11 protein-coding genes and 3 pseudogenes are annotated in these 14479 nt (G+C 40.2%); 7 read left to right on the top strand and 7 right to left on the bottom strand.

Annotation, left to right across the window (positions count from 1 at the left end; genetic code table 11):
• The 7 genes and pseudogenes from ACFILT_RS05855 to ACFILT_RS05825 all read left to right on the top strand — a co-directional run.
• Positions 1-875 (top strand): annotated as a pseudogene (locus ACFILT_RS05855) (tol-pal system protein); the annotation flags it as partial.
• A gap of 18 nt (positions 876-893) precedes the next feature.
• Complete coding sequence (tilS, locus tag ACFILT_RS05850; protein WP_375678946.1) at positions 894-2381, top strand: tRNA lysidine(34) synthetase TilS; 1488 nt, start codon at positions 894-896, stop codon at positions 2379-2381.
• Positions 2382-2495: 114 nt separating this feature from the next.
• On the top strand, positions 2496-4658 hold the full coding sequence (gene ftsH, locus ACFILT_RS05845) for an ATP-dependent zinc metalloprotease FtsH (protein ID WP_375679733.1): 2163 nt from the start codon (positions 2496-2498) through the stop codon (positions 4656-4658).
• Between the two features lie 550 nt (positions 4659-5208).
• Positions 5209-6582: a phosphoglucosamine mutase gene (gene glmM, locus ACFILT_RS05840; protein WP_375613213.1), complete on the top strand. Its 1374-nt coding sequence runs from the start codon at positions 5209-5211 to the stop codon at positions 6580-6582.
• Between the two features lie 913 nt (positions 6583-7495).
• Positions 7496-7741: pseudogene (locus ACFILT_RS05835) on the top strand (HigA family addiction module antitoxin).
• A gap of 202 nt (positions 7742-7943) precedes the next feature.
• Positions 7944-8150, top strand: coding sequence for a type II toxin-antitoxin system RelB/DinJ family antitoxin (locus ACFILT_RS05830; RefSeq protein WP_375678944.1), 207 nt, complete (start codon positions 7944-7946; stop codon positions 8148-8150).
• A gap of 540 nt (positions 8151-8690) precedes the next feature.
• Positions 8691-8834, top strand: a complete 144-nt coding sequence (locus ACFILT_RS05825; RefSeq protein WP_375679732.1) for a hypothetical protein — start codon at positions 8691-8693, stop codon at positions 8832-8834.
• Between the two features lie 146 nt (positions 8835-8980).
• Here the strand turns inward: ACFILT_RS05825 and virB11 are convergent, their stop codons facing one another.
• From virB11 to ACFILT_RS05790, 7 genes and pseudogenes are all read right to left on the bottom strand, one after another.
• Positions 8981-10033: a P-type DNA transfer ATPase VirB11 gene (virB11, locus tag ACFILT_RS05820; RefSeq protein ID WP_375679731.1), complete on the bottom strand. Its 1053-nt coding sequence runs from the start codon at positions 10031-10033 to the stop codon at positions 8981-8983.
• Positions 10034-10054: 21 nt separating this feature from the next.
• Positions 10055-11242 (bottom strand): type IV secretion system protein VirB10, encoded by a 1188-nt coding sequence (gene virB10, locus ACFILT_RS05815; protein WP_375678428.1) that lies wholly within the window; start codon positions 11240-11242, stop codon positions 10055-10057.
• Positions 11243-11269: 27 nt separating this feature from the next.
• Positions 11270-11990 (bottom strand): annotated as a pseudogene (locus ACFILT_RS05810) (TrbG/VirB9 family P-type conjugative transfer protein).
• 2 nt (positions 11991-11992) lie between these two features.
• Complete coding sequence (locus ACFILT_RS05805) at positions 11993-12664, bottom strand: virB8 family protein (RefSeq protein WP_375679142.1); 672 nt, start codon at positions 12662-12664, stop codon at positions 11993-11995.
• The gene (locus ACFILT_RS05800) at positions 12661-12948 is read right to left on the bottom strand and encodes a type IV secretion protein VblB7 (RefSeq protein ID WP_375679141.1); all 288 of its coding nucleotides are present in this window, start codon (positions 12946-12948) and stop codon (positions 12661-12663) included. The genes ACFILT_RS05805 and ACFILT_RS05800 overlap by 4 nt, the downstream gene beginning before the upstream one ends.
• Positions 12949-12954: 6 nt before the next feature.
• On the bottom strand, positions 12955-13878 hold the full coding sequence (locus tag ACFILT_RS05795) for a type IV secretion system protein (RefSeq protein ID WP_375679140.1): 924 nt from the start codon (positions 13876-13878) through the stop codon (positions 12955-12957).
• Between the two features lie 65 nt (positions 13879-13943).
• Positions 13944-14213, bottom strand: coding sequence for an EexN family lipoprotein (locus ACFILT_RS05790; RefSeq protein ID WP_375679139.1), 270 nt, complete (start codon positions 14211-14213; stop codon positions 13944-13946).
• Between the last annotated feature and the right edge of the window lie 266 nt (positions 14214-14479).

Below are 14479 nucleotides of genomic sequence, written 5' to 3'. Positions count from 1 at the left end.
AAGCACCTGAAGCAGCTGATAAAGCAGCATCTAGCGCGGTGGAAAAAGCCACTGACGCTGTTAATAAGGCTGTCGATGCAGTGAAAGAAGCACCTGAAGCAGCTGATAAAGCAGCATCTGATGTGGTGGAAAAAGCTACTAGTGTTGCGGAGCACCAAGGGATTATTTTAGAGAATCAACAGGCTTTATTTAAAGATTATGATTTAGATAAGCTTTTGCATAAGATACGAATGGTGCTTGAGCATAACAGTTTAAAAAATGTTAACAAGCAGTTTCACGAGCTTTTTGATACAGAAGCCTCTTCTGTTTATTCTTGTTCTTTTGAAAAGTCTGCTGTAGATGAAAAATCTCAGACTGTAAAGGAAGAGATGGAGCAGGACCATAGTACAGGTGATCAGACAAAGGTTGCTGCTGTGGAAGCTAAGGTGGAGAGCCATGACCATGAAAACAGTCAACCTTTTAACAAAGCGCATGAAGTAAGTGCTCCAATTGAAGCACATCAGAGTGACAATCTTTCTTCTTCTAAAGCTTTGTATAAGGAAGGGTATGATTTTATTCGTTCTGCTAACTATGTTGATGCTGAAAAAAGCTTTTGCGCTTTTCAAAATCGTTACAAAAAAGATTCTTTGAGTGATGATGCTTTATTTTGGTTGGCCGAATCTTTGTTGGGGCAAAAACGCTATCATGAAGCAGCACAAGTTTATCTTACCGCATGGTATGCAGATAAAAAGAAGCTCTATACCTCCGAGATTTTACTGAAATTAGCAAGAAGTATGGTCGCTCTTGAGCCAAATAAAGACGATTGTGCTCATTTTGTGAAAAAATCAAAACGTCAACAAACATTAGCATCTGTTTTTTGTAAACCTGCAAAATAAACAGCGAGGTCGTTTTCGGTGTGCGTTAGACTGGCAAGAAATCTCTTTAAAACATCGGATTTTATTCAATGTCAGAAGTTGATTCTTGCCGTCTCAGGGGGAAGTGATTCTTTGGCTTTGATGTTTTTGGTCAAAGAGCATTTGGAAACTCTCGCATTTCCTCCAGAAATGATTGTTGTCACGGTTGATCATCAATTGCGTAAAGAATCGATGCGTGAGGCAGAAACTGTTGCGAAAATTTGTCGTGTCCATGATATTCAACATATCACTGTGCGATGGGAAGGCGAAAAGCCAAAGACGCATATTGCTTCCAGCGCGCGTGTTGCACGCTATGATCTCTTGGTTAAAGAAGCACAAAAACAAGGCGCATCACTTATTATGACGGGGCATACACTCAATGATCAGGTTGAGACCTATCAAATGCGGTATCAACGTCTCCAAAAGAATAGAGGTGCTTTATATAGTGAAGCTGTTGCCATGCGCGATGAGGTTTATGCCAGTGGTTTTGTTGGTATTTTGCGCGGTGAAGCTGTTGCCATACGTGATGAGGATCATACCAGAAAAACAAGAAAAAATATTGCCGAAAAAAACGATGGTCCCCTCTATGAACGTGGTTTATCCTGTATTCCGCGTGAGGCGTTGTTGCATAGAAAAGTGCGTTTGATTCGGCCACTCCTTGGTGTAAAACGCCAAACATTACGGAATTATTTACGCTTACAAGGACAAACATGGATTGATGATCCAACCAATGAAGATCGCAATTTTGAACGTGTGCGCGTGCGTCAATCTCTTTCTCCACAAAAATTGGCTTATATTGCTCAAAAAATAAATGAAGCCGCATTGCAGCGTCGTCAACAAGCCAAAAATATTGCTGATTTGATCTTAGCGCTGGATATTACTGTCCAACATGGGCGTTGTTTCATAGCAAAGCCTGCGCTGTTTTTACAGAAACATTCCAGTTTTCCTTTTGTGGTGGGGCTCTTTGCTGTGCTGATGGGAGGGGGATTTTATTTGCTCCCCAATCAGAAATTAAGCATGCTTGTTCAAAAACTCTGTCTCGATTCTCCAGAAAAGCAGCGTTTTACTTATGCGGGCTCTGTTATTGAATATAACAAGCAGGGAATTTCTTTGTGGCGTGAAGGGCGAAATATAAAAGAGGCTATCGTTGAGCCAGATAAAACTTTTATATGGGATGGGCGCTATCATATCACAAATCATGGATATGAGGCTATAAAGGTTGGAGCCGCAAATTTAGAACAGCTGAAATTTTTATTAAAAAATAGCGATTTTGAGCTTGAAAAGCCTCATTTTCCCTCTTTACAATCGCTGCTGATGATCTCAAATCATAAAGGGTATGATATTCCAGAGTTGATTTCTCAAGCAGTTGTTCATAAACATGTTATCGTCAAGCGGATTATGGCACCTTTCGATTGGCTTTCCTCACGAGAAGATGCTGCCTTGGTGAATGTTGTGGAACCTTTTTTTAATATTGAGGTGAAAAGATAAAGGAAAATTACTCTAAAAGAAAATAAACAGCTTCTCATCCCTTGGCAAGGGGCTGACAAGGTTATATGTTAAGGGGAACTGTTTGAAATCTATATTTGATTAAGTGGGCTGAATATGAATTCCAATTACCGCTCTCTCCTTATTTGGGGAGTTATTGCATTGATTTTGATTGTGTCGTTTTCTCTCTTTAATGGAGATAGCCAACGTTCTGGTGGTGGAGAAGTCTCCTATTCTGAATTTTTGCAAAAAGTTGAGAATAATGAGTTGAAATCTGTGACCATTCAAGGTCAAAAATTAACAGGAAAAACCATTGAACATAGAGCTATTTCAACCTATGCTCCTCGCGATCCAGGTTTGATACAAAAATTGGAAAGTAAAAACGTCAATGTTAAAGCTATTCCTGAAAGCTCTGGAAATAGCATTTTCCTCAATCTCCTCTTTTCCTTGTTGCCTGTTATTATTATCGTGGGGGCGTGGGTCTTTTTTATGCGGCAAATGCAAAATGGATCACGCGGTGCAATGGGATTTGGGAAATCGAAAGCAAGATTGCTTAATGAAGCGCAAGGACGTATTACCTTTAAAGATGTTGCTGGCGTAGAAGAAGCAAAGCAAGATCTTCAAGAAATTGTTGAATTTTTACGCGAACCACAAAAATTTCAACGCTTAGGGGGGCGTATCCCACGCGGTGTTTTGCTTGTTGGTCCTCCAGGAACCGGTAAAACTTTGCTAGCACGTTCTGTGGCCGGTGAAGCCAATGTGCCATTCTTTACCATTTCAGGGTCTGATTTTGTTGAAATGTTTGTTGGTGTTGGGGCAAGCCGTGTGCGCGATATGTTCGAACAGGCTAAAAAAAATGCACCTTGTATTATCTTTATTGATGAAATCGATGCTGTTGGGCGCCATCGGGGGGCTGGTCTTGGCGGTGGAAACGATGAACGTGAACAGACCTTAAACCAGTTGCTTGTCGAAATGGATGGGTTTGAGCCCAATGAAAGTATTATTCTTATTGCCGCAACAAACCGTCCCGATGTGCTTGATCCCGCTTTGTTAAGACCAGGGCGTTTCGACCGACAAGTTGTTGTGCCAAACCCTGATGTTTCTGGGCGTGAACAAATCTTGAAAGTGCATGTGCGCAACGTGCCTTTAGCGCCTAACGTTGATTTGAAAATTTTGGCAAGGGGAACACCAGGATTTTCCGGTGCGGACCTGATGAATCTGGTCAATGAAGCTGCTCTTATGGCTGCAAGCCGTAATAAAAGAGTTGTCACGATGCAAGAATTCGAAGATGCCAAAGATAAGGTGATGATGGGGGCGGAACGTCGTTCAACCGCTATGACACAAGAGGAAAAAGAACTCACTGCCTATCACGAAGCAGGACATGCTATTGTGGCTCTTAATGTGCCGGTTGCTGATCCTGTCCACAAAGCAACAATCGTTCCAAGGGGAAGAGCATTGGGAATGGTGATGCAATTGCCTGAAGGCGATCGCTATTCCATGAGTTATCGGTGGATGATTTCTCGTCTGGCCATTATGATGGGTGGACGTGTGGCTGAAGAATTAAAGTTTGGAAAGGAAAATATCACCTCCGGTGCTTCTTCTGATATTGAGCAAGCAACGAAATTAGCTCGCGCGATGATCACACGGTGGGGATTTTCTGATCTGCTTGGAAATGTAGCTTATGGCGATAACCAAGATGAAGTCTTTTTGGGTCATTCTGTTGCGCGAACACAAAATGTCTCTGAAGAAACAGCGCGCATGATTGATATGGAAGTGCGTAAGCTTATTGATGATGCCTATAAAAATGCGACAAACATTTTGAAAACAAAAAGAAAAGAATGGTTTGCTTTGGCACAAGGTTTGTTGGAATATGAGACTTTAACGGGAGCTGAAATTAACGAAGTTATTGCAGGAAAGCCTCCTTCACGCACACAGAAAGATGAGGGTGCTGCGCCACGGGGGTCTTCTGTTCCAAAAACTGGAACGGTCAGAACAGAGACAACAGTGGTGGATGAAAAAAACGCTGAAGCAGCCCCTAAAACAGTGCCTCATAAAGAAGAGATCGATAAAGGCAAGGCAGGTAAAGCAGAGGCAGCTGTTGGGAAAAAAACAGCAAAATCCAGTAATGTTGAGCTTAAGGAGGCTCAGTCTAAAGAAGTGCAATCGGATGAGACTGAGAAAAAAGCACAAAGCACAAAAGGTACTACAAAATCAGTCAACCGCTCTAAAAGTAATGCTGAAAAAAAGTCCAATACTGCGGGAGATGATAAAGAAAAATAAGAATTATTTAATACCGCTTGAGTGACGATGTTTTAGGAAAACTTCTAAATTCTTTGAGAAAGGCGCAAGTTTTGTTTGCGCCTTTCTTGTAATATTTGCAAAAATATGGAAGCAAAAAATTAAGCAAAGCCGTTGTATGATGGCGGCTTTAGCATGCTACAAGGCGAGGTGGACTGTTGCTTTTCTAATGTGGTAGGGGGTTGTAAGGTTAGGCGATAGATTTCCTTGCTGATTTGGTAGGGTATGAGGTTTGGTGCTGGGTTTCTTTACGGATTTAGCAAGTGTGTGAAATTATCCGTTGGTTGTGTTAAAGGGATGTATAGAGCATTTTGAGGAGATAATATTGCTTTTATGTGTAAGGGTGTAAACATAATTGCTTGAGAGTGGTTTAGATATGTAGATGGTGAATAGGGGGCTTGATTGTCTAAATGCATGAAGGTTTAAGATCAATGATCTGATTTTATACGGGGAGAGGAGGACTATTGTACCAAGGGGGCTTGTTAGGTTTTTAAAAAAACAAGGGAAGAATTATATATTAAAGGAAAGAGGCATGGTGCAAAAATATTTTGGTACAGATGGAATTCGGGGGAAAGCCAATTCATTTCCTATGACACCCGATTTTGCCATGAAGGTGGGGATGGCTGTAGGGGTTTTATTTCGCTCACAACATCAATCTCATCGTGTGGTGATTGGCAAGGATACACGATTATCTGGCTATATGTTGGAAAACGCTTTGGTTTCAGGATTGACTGCTGCGGGGATGGAAGCTTTTTTATTGGGTCCAGTGCCAACCCCTGCTGTTGCAATGCTTTGCCGCTCTTTGCGAGCGGATCTTGGGGTGATGATTTCTGCTTCTCATAATCCGTTCTATGATAATGGAATTAAACTTTTTGGTCCTGATGGTTTTAAGCTTTCAGATGATATGGAAGCGAAAATTGAACAATTGATCGATACAGATCTTTCAAAGTCTTTAGCAAGTTCTGCCGAAATTGGTTATGCAAAACGGGTTGAGGGGGATATTTATCGTTATATTGAATATGCCAAACGAACTTTGCCGCGTGATGTTCGCTTAGATACTGTGCGTATTGTTGTGGATTGTGCCAATGGGGCTGCTTATAAAGCGGCTCCCCGTGCTTTATGGGAATTGGGGGCTGAGGTTTTTGCTATTCATGATGAACCCAATGGGACCAATATTAATCAAAAATGTGGATCAACCGATTTAAGCTCTTTAAAACGAAAAGTGCATGAAGTGCGTGCTGATGTGGGGATTGCTCTTGATGGAGATGGAGATCGGGTTCTCATTGTTGATGAAAAAGCACAAACGGTTGATGGAGATCAGTTAATTGCTGTAATTGCTGAAAATTGGCATAAAATGGGACGATTACGGTGCAATGGTGTTGTCACAACGATTATGTCAAATCTTGGACTGGAACGTTTCTTGAATAGCAAAGGGTTGCACCTTGTAAGGACAAAAGTTGGAGATCGTTATGTTGTCGATGCCATGCGCCAAAAGGGATATAATGTTGGTGGTGAGGCTTCTGGGCATATTGTGCTTAGTGATTTTGGTACAACGGGTGACGGTTTGGTGGCTGCATTGCAGATTTTAGCCTGTATGAAGGAAAGTCAAAGCCCTATGAGCCAATTGTGTAAACGGTTTGAACCTGTACCGCAAATTTTAAAAAATGTAACGATTAAAAATAAAAATGTCTTGAAAAAAAATCCCGTCAAAGCGGCCATTGATCAAGCAGAGAAGCGGTTGGGGAAAGAGGCAAGGCTGGTGATCCGCGCTTCTGGAACTGAGCCGGTTATCCGCCTTATGGCTGAAGGCGATGCACGAGAAGTATTAGACACTGTCGTGACAGAGTTGATGGATGTTATTATTCATCATGATGTACGCATGGGGACTGCACTTGAGGAATCTTGAATTTTTTGAGAAAATTATCAGATCATCTTTGAATAAAGGTCTGATTTTAATGCGGGATTTTGGCAATTACAAAAGGTATGATTATTAACTCAGTGATGTAATAACGGTAATGGATACTTTATCTACGAACAAATTAAATAAAAAAGGGAAAAGTCCAATTCTAATAACTACAATGCGTATAGATTTCTCTATATTTCGTAAGATATGAAAAATATGCCTTTTTTTGATTTTCCTTTTTCTTTTACTTATTCGTAAACCGGTTATTAGTTTAACAGAGTTTGTAGGGGGAGAGTTTATTAGTGTTATTCATTCTTTTTACTGGATATCCAGCGGGTGCAGCGCCCCATGAACATCAAACAGCAATGATCATTGTTGTTATATCATCTTGATGTTTCTAAGTGCCGCTGCCAATTGGGGATATGATACGCTCCTATTACGTTTAGCGCCCCCTAATTATGAGCTTATACTTTTCCAATAATTAGTAGAATAATGAGAAAGAGATGAAAATGATCAATTTTTTTCACGATAGTTCTAATGTTTATAAAGTAAAAAAAGCCGTGTGATGTAAAAATAATGAACATTTTTTGTATCTTGGAGGGGTACACTCTATATTCATTTATGATTTTAAGATTTAAACCTAAAAGGATTGAATCCTGCTATAATATTGGCACGACTAAAGGGATTAGAACCACCCATGCTCAAAAATTAAAGCGTATTCTAAGTGCTCTTGAAGGAGATGTATCGCCAAAAGATTTGAGTTATCCATCCTTTTAATTACATCTGCTAAAGGGTGATTCCAAGGATTATTAGTCAATTACTGTAAATGGAAATTGTTGCGTAATATTTCGCTTTGATAGCATAGATGTGGAAATGGTTGATTATCTGGATTGTCATCAAAAAGCAGGTCTAAACAATGATGAAGAATCCTTCACATCTCGGTGAATTATTGCGTGAAGATGTGATCAAAGAGCTTGGTTTATCCGTTAATGAAGCAGCAGAGTAGCTTGGTATATCTCGTGTAGCACTTTCTAGAGTTTTAAATGGAAAAGCCGCTATGAGAGCTAATCTTGCTATTAGGCTTGAAATGTCTGGTGTAAGCACAGCACGTGCTTGGCTTGCTATGCAAACAAATTATGATCTATCAAAAGCAATTTTTTAACAACAGTCTCATGATCAAGATTGCATAAAAGAGTTTCAAATGGCAGTTAAGTTTTTGCAACAAAGACAACAGGAGAAAATCAACGCAATAGCGCGTGCAAGATCAATAGATATGATACGGTAAGGGCAAGGATAAAGCCTTAAGCTGTATAAGCCCTATTAAGTCATACGGTAAAAGAGAGGTAATCAAAAGAGGGTTTAATATGGGTGTGACAAAAGACGTTGTACGAACCCACATGATAGGACGTAAAAAAGAAGCTGGTGAAATATTAGCAAGTTTAGGACTTACGGTGTCTGATTTCATACGAATTGCTTTGACAAAAGTTGTTGATGAAAGAGGATTGCCGTTTGATATGTCTATTTCTAATGCGAAAACGCTTAAAACTTTTGAGAAAAGTGATAAGGGTTAAGAGAAGTGACAAGGGTAAAGAGATATAGCTGAAGATAGGTAAGATTTGTTTTGTCATTTGGATATTTGATATTTCTGATCATTCACTTCAAATTAGCTTTTCATTTACATCATTATCGTTATGGGTGTTTCCGTATATTGAATGATGTATGCAAACCGTGATTGAAATGGCAGCTTATTGAATTTCTGTGAAAGAAGAAGGCATATCGCCTGAATAATTATTTGATATTGTTTCTTTTATTGCTACTCATTCAGATGCTGGTGGTCTTATGCAAGGGTTAAGAGAAAGCCAAGGAAAGTTAGGTTTAAAAGCATAAGAGTAAAAGTGGGGGATATAAGGTTATACCCTTTTTTGGTGGTTAAAATATTCCGGTGTTGATCGAAGATATTTACAGTCAATCATTTTGAGGTAATTTGACAAAATCAGAAAGGAATGCATTGAAGAAAAATTTAACTGCGCTTTGATGAATATCGAAAAGAATAATAATGGATAAGGCAAATAAAGCAGGATCTCGTATATTACAAGGTGTTTGTGAAGCTTTTGTCTGAAGCTAAAGGTGAAGCAGATACTGAATTTTGTATCGATATTCCTGCAAATGTTGATGTCAAAAAAAATCAGAAAAAATATAGGGTTATAGATATCATTTTCGGCACGTTTTGGTTTTCCTGTGGGGCGCATTCGTGATTGGGAATGGGGATGATATTTTTACTTCTTTTTGCTTGTTGTTTTCGATTATTGACACTGAACTTGAAGCGATTAATCGTGTTTTTAAGAAAGCTCTATTGGTATAGTTTTTGCTTATAAAAAAGGGTGTGAGGGGTAGCGTTTTTTTAAAAAGCATCACGGCGTTTGAAGGGGTCGTAATAGATTTCTGTTACACGAAATTTTCCTTCAAGGCGTTTACATTGGATGATGACATCTATCATCGAGATTAATAAGCCGCGGATATCATCGCGTGCTAAATTACCACCACCGTCACTTTCTTTGACAAGAAGGGTCATTTGTTCGAAGGCTGCAAGTGCTGTTGAGGCGTGGACGGTGGTAATGGAGCCGGGGTGACCAGAATTGACATTACGGATATAGTAAAAGGCTGTACCATCACGCAGCTCTTGGAGAAGGATTCTGTCGGGGCGCATGCGTAAGCCTGATTCAAGCAGTTCTTTTGCGCCTGCTTTTGCTAAGCCTTGGTTATCTTTTGAATAAAAGAGCTGCACTTTGTTGGCGTGCGGAACGACAAGTTCTGGCGTGTCTTCAATGGTGAGAATTCGTTCATAGTCAGGGATTTTTGCAATTAAAGCTTTGGAGAGGGTTGTTTTCCCAGAACCGGTTTTGCCCGATATTAAGATATTTTGTTGTGTAATAACGGCTCTTTCTAAAAAGGTGCAAAAGTCTTTGGCGATAAAGAGATCTGTTAGCTCTTTGTCTGTATCAGAGAGTTCGGATAACCGTTCTGTCATTTGTTGCGTGGGTGTGAAACTGGTGTTTTGGGCGACAGAAAACAGATTGTTTTCATGTAAACTTTCAAGAGAAAAAGTGCGTGATGAAGGTTTACGAATGGTCATGCTAATGGTATTGGCTGCAACTGCTGGAGGCATAACAATTTGTATGCGTTCGTTGTTTGGCAGTGTTGCGGAGAGAACGGGGTTTTCTACACTGATTTTTTGTGTTGTGTAGGCAGCAACAACTTTCGCAATCCCTTCTAGTTCGCTGTAGGTTAGCTCTTTTAAGATGTGGGTTTGCCAACCATTTGGACCCTCAACAATCACTTCGCCTGGGCGATTGACAACAATCTCAAATAAATTCTCATCATTGAGGAAGTCATCTAAGATTTTTAATTTTGTTAAAACGATAGAGGCTCGTTCTATGTTTTTTGCTGTTGGCATAATATACTCTGAACGTGAGAATTAAAAAAAGGAATAGCCTGGCGTAGAACGCGAGAAAGCGTTTCTCTTTTTTCCTGTGATGGTTAATTTATAAACAGAGGAAAAATCGAGATCTTTTGCTACAAAGATGTTGACCAGTTCGCCTTGAAATTTTTCTAGGGTAGGCGGGATGTTGATTTGATTTTCAAGGGCAACGGTGGCTGTATCTTTTCCAGTGTTGTTTGCGCCTTCAAAACCGCCGCCTCCAGAGTTGTTTGAACCTTCTTTATTGGAATTGCCTACTATTTTATTTGTTAGGGCGGTTGTGGCACCATCAATAACGGTCAACAAAAGGGAAGAGCCAAAGCGTTCCCACCAATGGGTGTTGATGTTGCCATCAAAACCAGCTCTTCCTAAACTGTCTGTTGCGGGTGAGGCAAGGTCGATGATGACACCGGTTGGGGTTTTTGCTCTTGTCCAGAGAACAAAGAGGCGGGATTGACCTTGTTTTATCCCACCGCGGTATTCTCCAATGACTTGGGTTCCTTTATCAAGTAAAACAACGCGACCATTGTCGGAGAGGATATCACGGTTGATGATGCAGCTTGCAAAGCCTGGTTGCTCACTGTTTAATGCCGTTTCTAAGATACAGGGGATAGAGGTTCCCATGGCGATGATAAAGTTTCTATTGCCGATGAGTTTTGCTTTTGCTTTTGCTTCTTCTGTTGTGGTAGGTTTTAAGAGGGTCGCAAAATTTTGTGTGTCTTGAAGGGCAGGAGAATTTTGCGCATTCGCGAGATTTTCAAGGGCATGGAATTTTTCAAGGGGGTTGAGAGTCGTGTTGACAATGTCTTTTAATTGAGATTTAGAGCCTTTGGCAAAAGCTAAGACAGGGGCACGTCTTGCGGCATCAAGTAGTGGGTCATCTTTTTTGGGTTCTGGTGCGAGTGGTTGTGGGGGTGGTAAGGTTATTGGCGCTATGTTTGCACGCGGGTCAGAGGGGGCGAGCTCTAAAGGGGCGAGGGAATTGTGAAAGCTTTGTGCTTGTTTTTTATGAGCTTTTGCGGTGTCTTTTTGTTCTGTGGGGGTGGATAAGATGTTCCAGAGGACATAGCCGCAGATTCCTATACAGGCTATTGCGACAACTATTTTTTTGCCGGCGGTTTTAGCGCTATTGTTTTTGCCATCCCCAATAGATCCGCGATCTTCGATGATTGGTTTATCACTCATGTGTTGTCCCCTTCAATTCCCGCTTATTTAAAGATCTGATGCAATTTTACGTTCAACAGCTGGTGAGGTGGTTCCGGTTCCTGGATTAACGCCTTTGNCTGACAATATAAATGGCAGGGATTTCTTGGTTGTTTGGAAATGTAAATGTTGTGGTTTTGCCATTGTCATAAACGGAGGAGGGTTCGAGAGTGATAGAGCCTTGAGCGGTGTAAGCCCAATTGCGAGGTCCGTATATTTCATAAGCGTTGAAGACATTATCAATCCGTTGGGATTGTTGTTTTTCTTGTCGCATAAGGGCTGCGAGTCTTCTTTGTTCTGCTTCTTCTTGTGGGTAGCGAAATTTCACAAGGAAATATGTTTCTTGTCCAGAGGAAATTTCTCCATCTTTAATGATGAGTTCAAATTGATAAGAGCGCTTTGAGCCATCAAGCTTTGTGGTGACGACTTGGAGATTGGTAATGGGTTGGACTTCTCTTGCCTTTAGAAAAAGAATATTACCCGCTGGTGCAACTTCCCATGCAACGCTGTTGCCAATGGCTACATGAGCAATTTCTTCATTGGCAGAAAATTCTATTTGTACGGATGAGCGTATGGAGCCAATAATTTTTGTGACATTATAAGCATCATAATTAATAAAGCGAATGCGGCTATCGCTTGGCGTGCGGGTGGGAAAAACACTGGCATGGCTAGGCGTTAAAGAAAGGGTAATAGCGATGTTAAGAATGAGAAAAAGGAATTTTTTTGTCATGATCAGTTGACCACTTCCGGATCGGTTCTATATTCATTAACGATAAACCCTAGAGGATTTATCAAACGGTTTTGGACAGAGATAGGGGCATTGGTATATTCAAAGGTGAGGGTTGCAACCCAGTGGGTGATGAATTCTTTTTTGTTGTCGTTGTTACGTACAGTTCTGTAGTAACGCACTTGGGCAACATCGTCATTGATAAAGGAGATTGATTTTATTGTTATTGTAACGGCGGCATGTTTATAGAGAATTTGAGGACTTTGGGGATTTCTTGCTCCATACCAGCTGGCAAATCTTTGCTGTTCTTCAGAAGAAGAGAGGAGAGAGACGGTTTGGAAGTTGTGTTGTGTTTCTTCTGTGGTGAAGCCTTCACGGGAGCGGACATATTTTGCAGCAAAGTAGCGTGTGATTGCTTCGTCGACATTGGTGGGACCTTCTTTTAAGGCTTCCACAACTTCGGTGATGCCGGTTGAATTGTCCACACGGATGACAAAAGGTTCCACGGTTTTAAGGGGTGTGAGGGTGATGACCGCGAGAGAAGACATTATTGCAACAGCAACCGCGATGCCGGTAATGGCAAGCGAGACGCGGGTGGTGCGGCGTGAGGCGAGCATGCGATCTTGATCGAACGAGCGCGCTTCAGCGATGTATTGTTCTACGGCATTTTCTTTCATGCTTTTTGCCCGCAATTTTTGTAAGATTTGATTTCTTCATCCGTTAATTTTTGTGCCAGAAGCGTTTCCAGCTTCCCTTCTTTCACGGGTGAAGGTGTGTTGTTACTGATGATAATGGGCGTGGGCGTGGGTTTTTTCCCTTCCCAATTCCACATTGATCTGTTGAGTGGACGTTTAGAATATCCATCACACTTTGGGAGTGACTTCAGTGTGTTTGGTGAAGACACACAGCCACTGAGAAAGAGAAATGGTAAGATAATCCCAATTTTTTTAAATTCCCGCATTTGAACTTAGGCTTCCTTTTTTTTCGAGATGAGTTTTTTTAGACCATGAATTATAGCCTTAGCACCTGCTTGAGCAGCTTTCCCAAACGGTTTTGCTGAGTCTGCACCTAATTTCGCTGCTCCTGTAAGAGAGGCTCCACCAGCAGCTAAAGTTGATGCAATGCCGGGTAAGTTAATGAAGAGGTAACCGCCACAAAAACTAATAACAATAATTCGAAGTAAGGTTAGGAGAATTTCTCCAAAATTTTCTTTAAGGATACTCATTGCAATATCAATATATAAACTGCCTAGTAGAACTATCAAAATTTGTAGAATGATAAAATTGGCAACTTGTCCTAACCATGCTTCTGTAAATCTTCTTGTTGTTGAAAACATATACAGGCTTATAAAGAGTGGACCTACTGATAGGACAAGAAATAAACCAATTTTAGCAAATGTTGATATAATAAAACCAATACCACAAAATATAGTAATAATTACCGTACAGATTGCTCCACCTATCCATATGCCAACAGTATCAAGAACTCCTGCATTTTCTACTTGTTTAAAAATTTTTCCAACCGCATTGTGAAGCATACTATCCCATATACTGGGTTCTAGCTTTGATGTGTGTACAAGATGTGTAATAGCATTAGGCAAATCATGGAAAAATATATCTCTGACCCATGTATTATAGCTAGAAGCATTTGTGGTTAGTGTAACAATGATACCAAGTTTGAAAGCTGTTGCTATAAAATCCCATAATGGTACAGAATAACGACCGTAGATAATATTATAACCAAGAAAAATGATATAAATTGTGGCAGAGAGTTTAATTGGAGCATTTAAACCAGCTGAAAGACCGCCAATACTTTGATCCATTAGCTTTACAAGGGGATCCATGACAGCTTTGTCCATCCGAGTAAAGAAAAATAGTGCGCTAGGTGCCATTACTAGTCCCTTTGTAATATGTAGTGCTCCAATTTCTTGGAAAACTCTTCCTCTTTTTTTATAGTTTATTTTTCTGTTTTTTCAGATTTTTTTTGTTCTTGATTATCTTCAAGAAGTTCATTTGCAAGGTTATGGTAATATTCTTTACGAAGTTCAACTGCTGCTAATCGTGCATTTTCACAGTTTTTTGAATTACCTGAGACTCCACATTTCACAACCCATTCTTCCATCAATTTTTTATCTTTTTTAAATTCTGCGACGCTATAGGTTTTTTCACATCCAACTGTGATGAGCCCTGTGCAAAGTAGCAATGTTGTTATGAGAACTTTATTCATAGATATTTCCCCTTCTTCCTTTCAGTTTTTAAAGTTTGAGCACAATCTTTAAATTATGCTTGTGTTATCGGTTGTTTTACAACCAGTGATGATAAATCTAGGGCACAGACATAATGTTGCCATAAATATAAGTCTAAAATACAAAAAGCTCTTTAAGTTGAGCAGCTAAAGCGCAATAGTGATGCGTAATGGTGCTATCCATTATTTTTGTAAGGGAATACATTACAGTATCATCTATCCAAGTAAATATACCTCTGGTTTCTATT

Source organism: Bartonella sp. AP7XZML (genome assembly GCF_042195745.1).
In the GTDB taxonomy this organism is placed as follows: domain Bacteria; phylum Pseudomonadota; class Alphaproteobacteria; order Rhizobiales; family Rhizobiaceae; genus Bartonella.
The sequence above is the reverse complement of the archived record's forward strand: the minus strand, read 5'-3'. Positions and strand labels throughout refer to the sequence as shown.

Coding starts and splice junctions, on each gene's coding strand:
- virB11 (WP_375679731.1), bottom strand. CDS start 10,033: ATGCCAACAGCAAAAAACATAGAACGAGCCTCTATCGTTTTAACAAAA.
- ACFILT_RS05790 (WP_375679139.1), bottom strand. CDS start 14,213: ATGAATAAAGTTCTCATAACAACATTGCTACTTTGCACAGGGCTCATC.
- ACFILT_RS05800 (WP_375679141.1), bottom strand. CDS start 12,948: ATGCGGGAATTTAAAAAAATTGGGATTATCTTACCATTTCTCTTTCTC.
- ftsH (WP_375679733.1), top strand. CDS start 2,496: ATGAATTCCAATTACCGCTCTCTCCTTATTTGGGGAGTTATTGCATTG.
- virB10 (WP_375678428.1), bottom strand. CDS start 11,242: ATGAGTGATAAACCAATCATCGAAGATCGCGGATCTATTGGGGATGGC.
- ACFILT_RS05795 (WP_375679140.1), bottom strand. CDS start 13,878: ATGGCACCTAGCGCACTATTTTTCTTTACTCGGATGGACAAAGCTGTC.
- glmM (WP_375613213.1), top strand. CDS start 5,209: ATGGTGCAAAAATATTTTGGTACAGATGGAATTCGGGGGAAAGCCAAT.
- ACFILT_RS05805 (WP_375679142.1), bottom strand. CDS start 12,664: ATGAAAGAAAATGCCGTAGAACAATACATCGCTGAAGCGCGCTCGTTC.
- ACFILT_RS05830 (WP_375678944.1), top strand. CDS start 7,944: ATGGGTGTGACAAAAGACGTTGTACGAACCCACATGATAGGACGTAAA.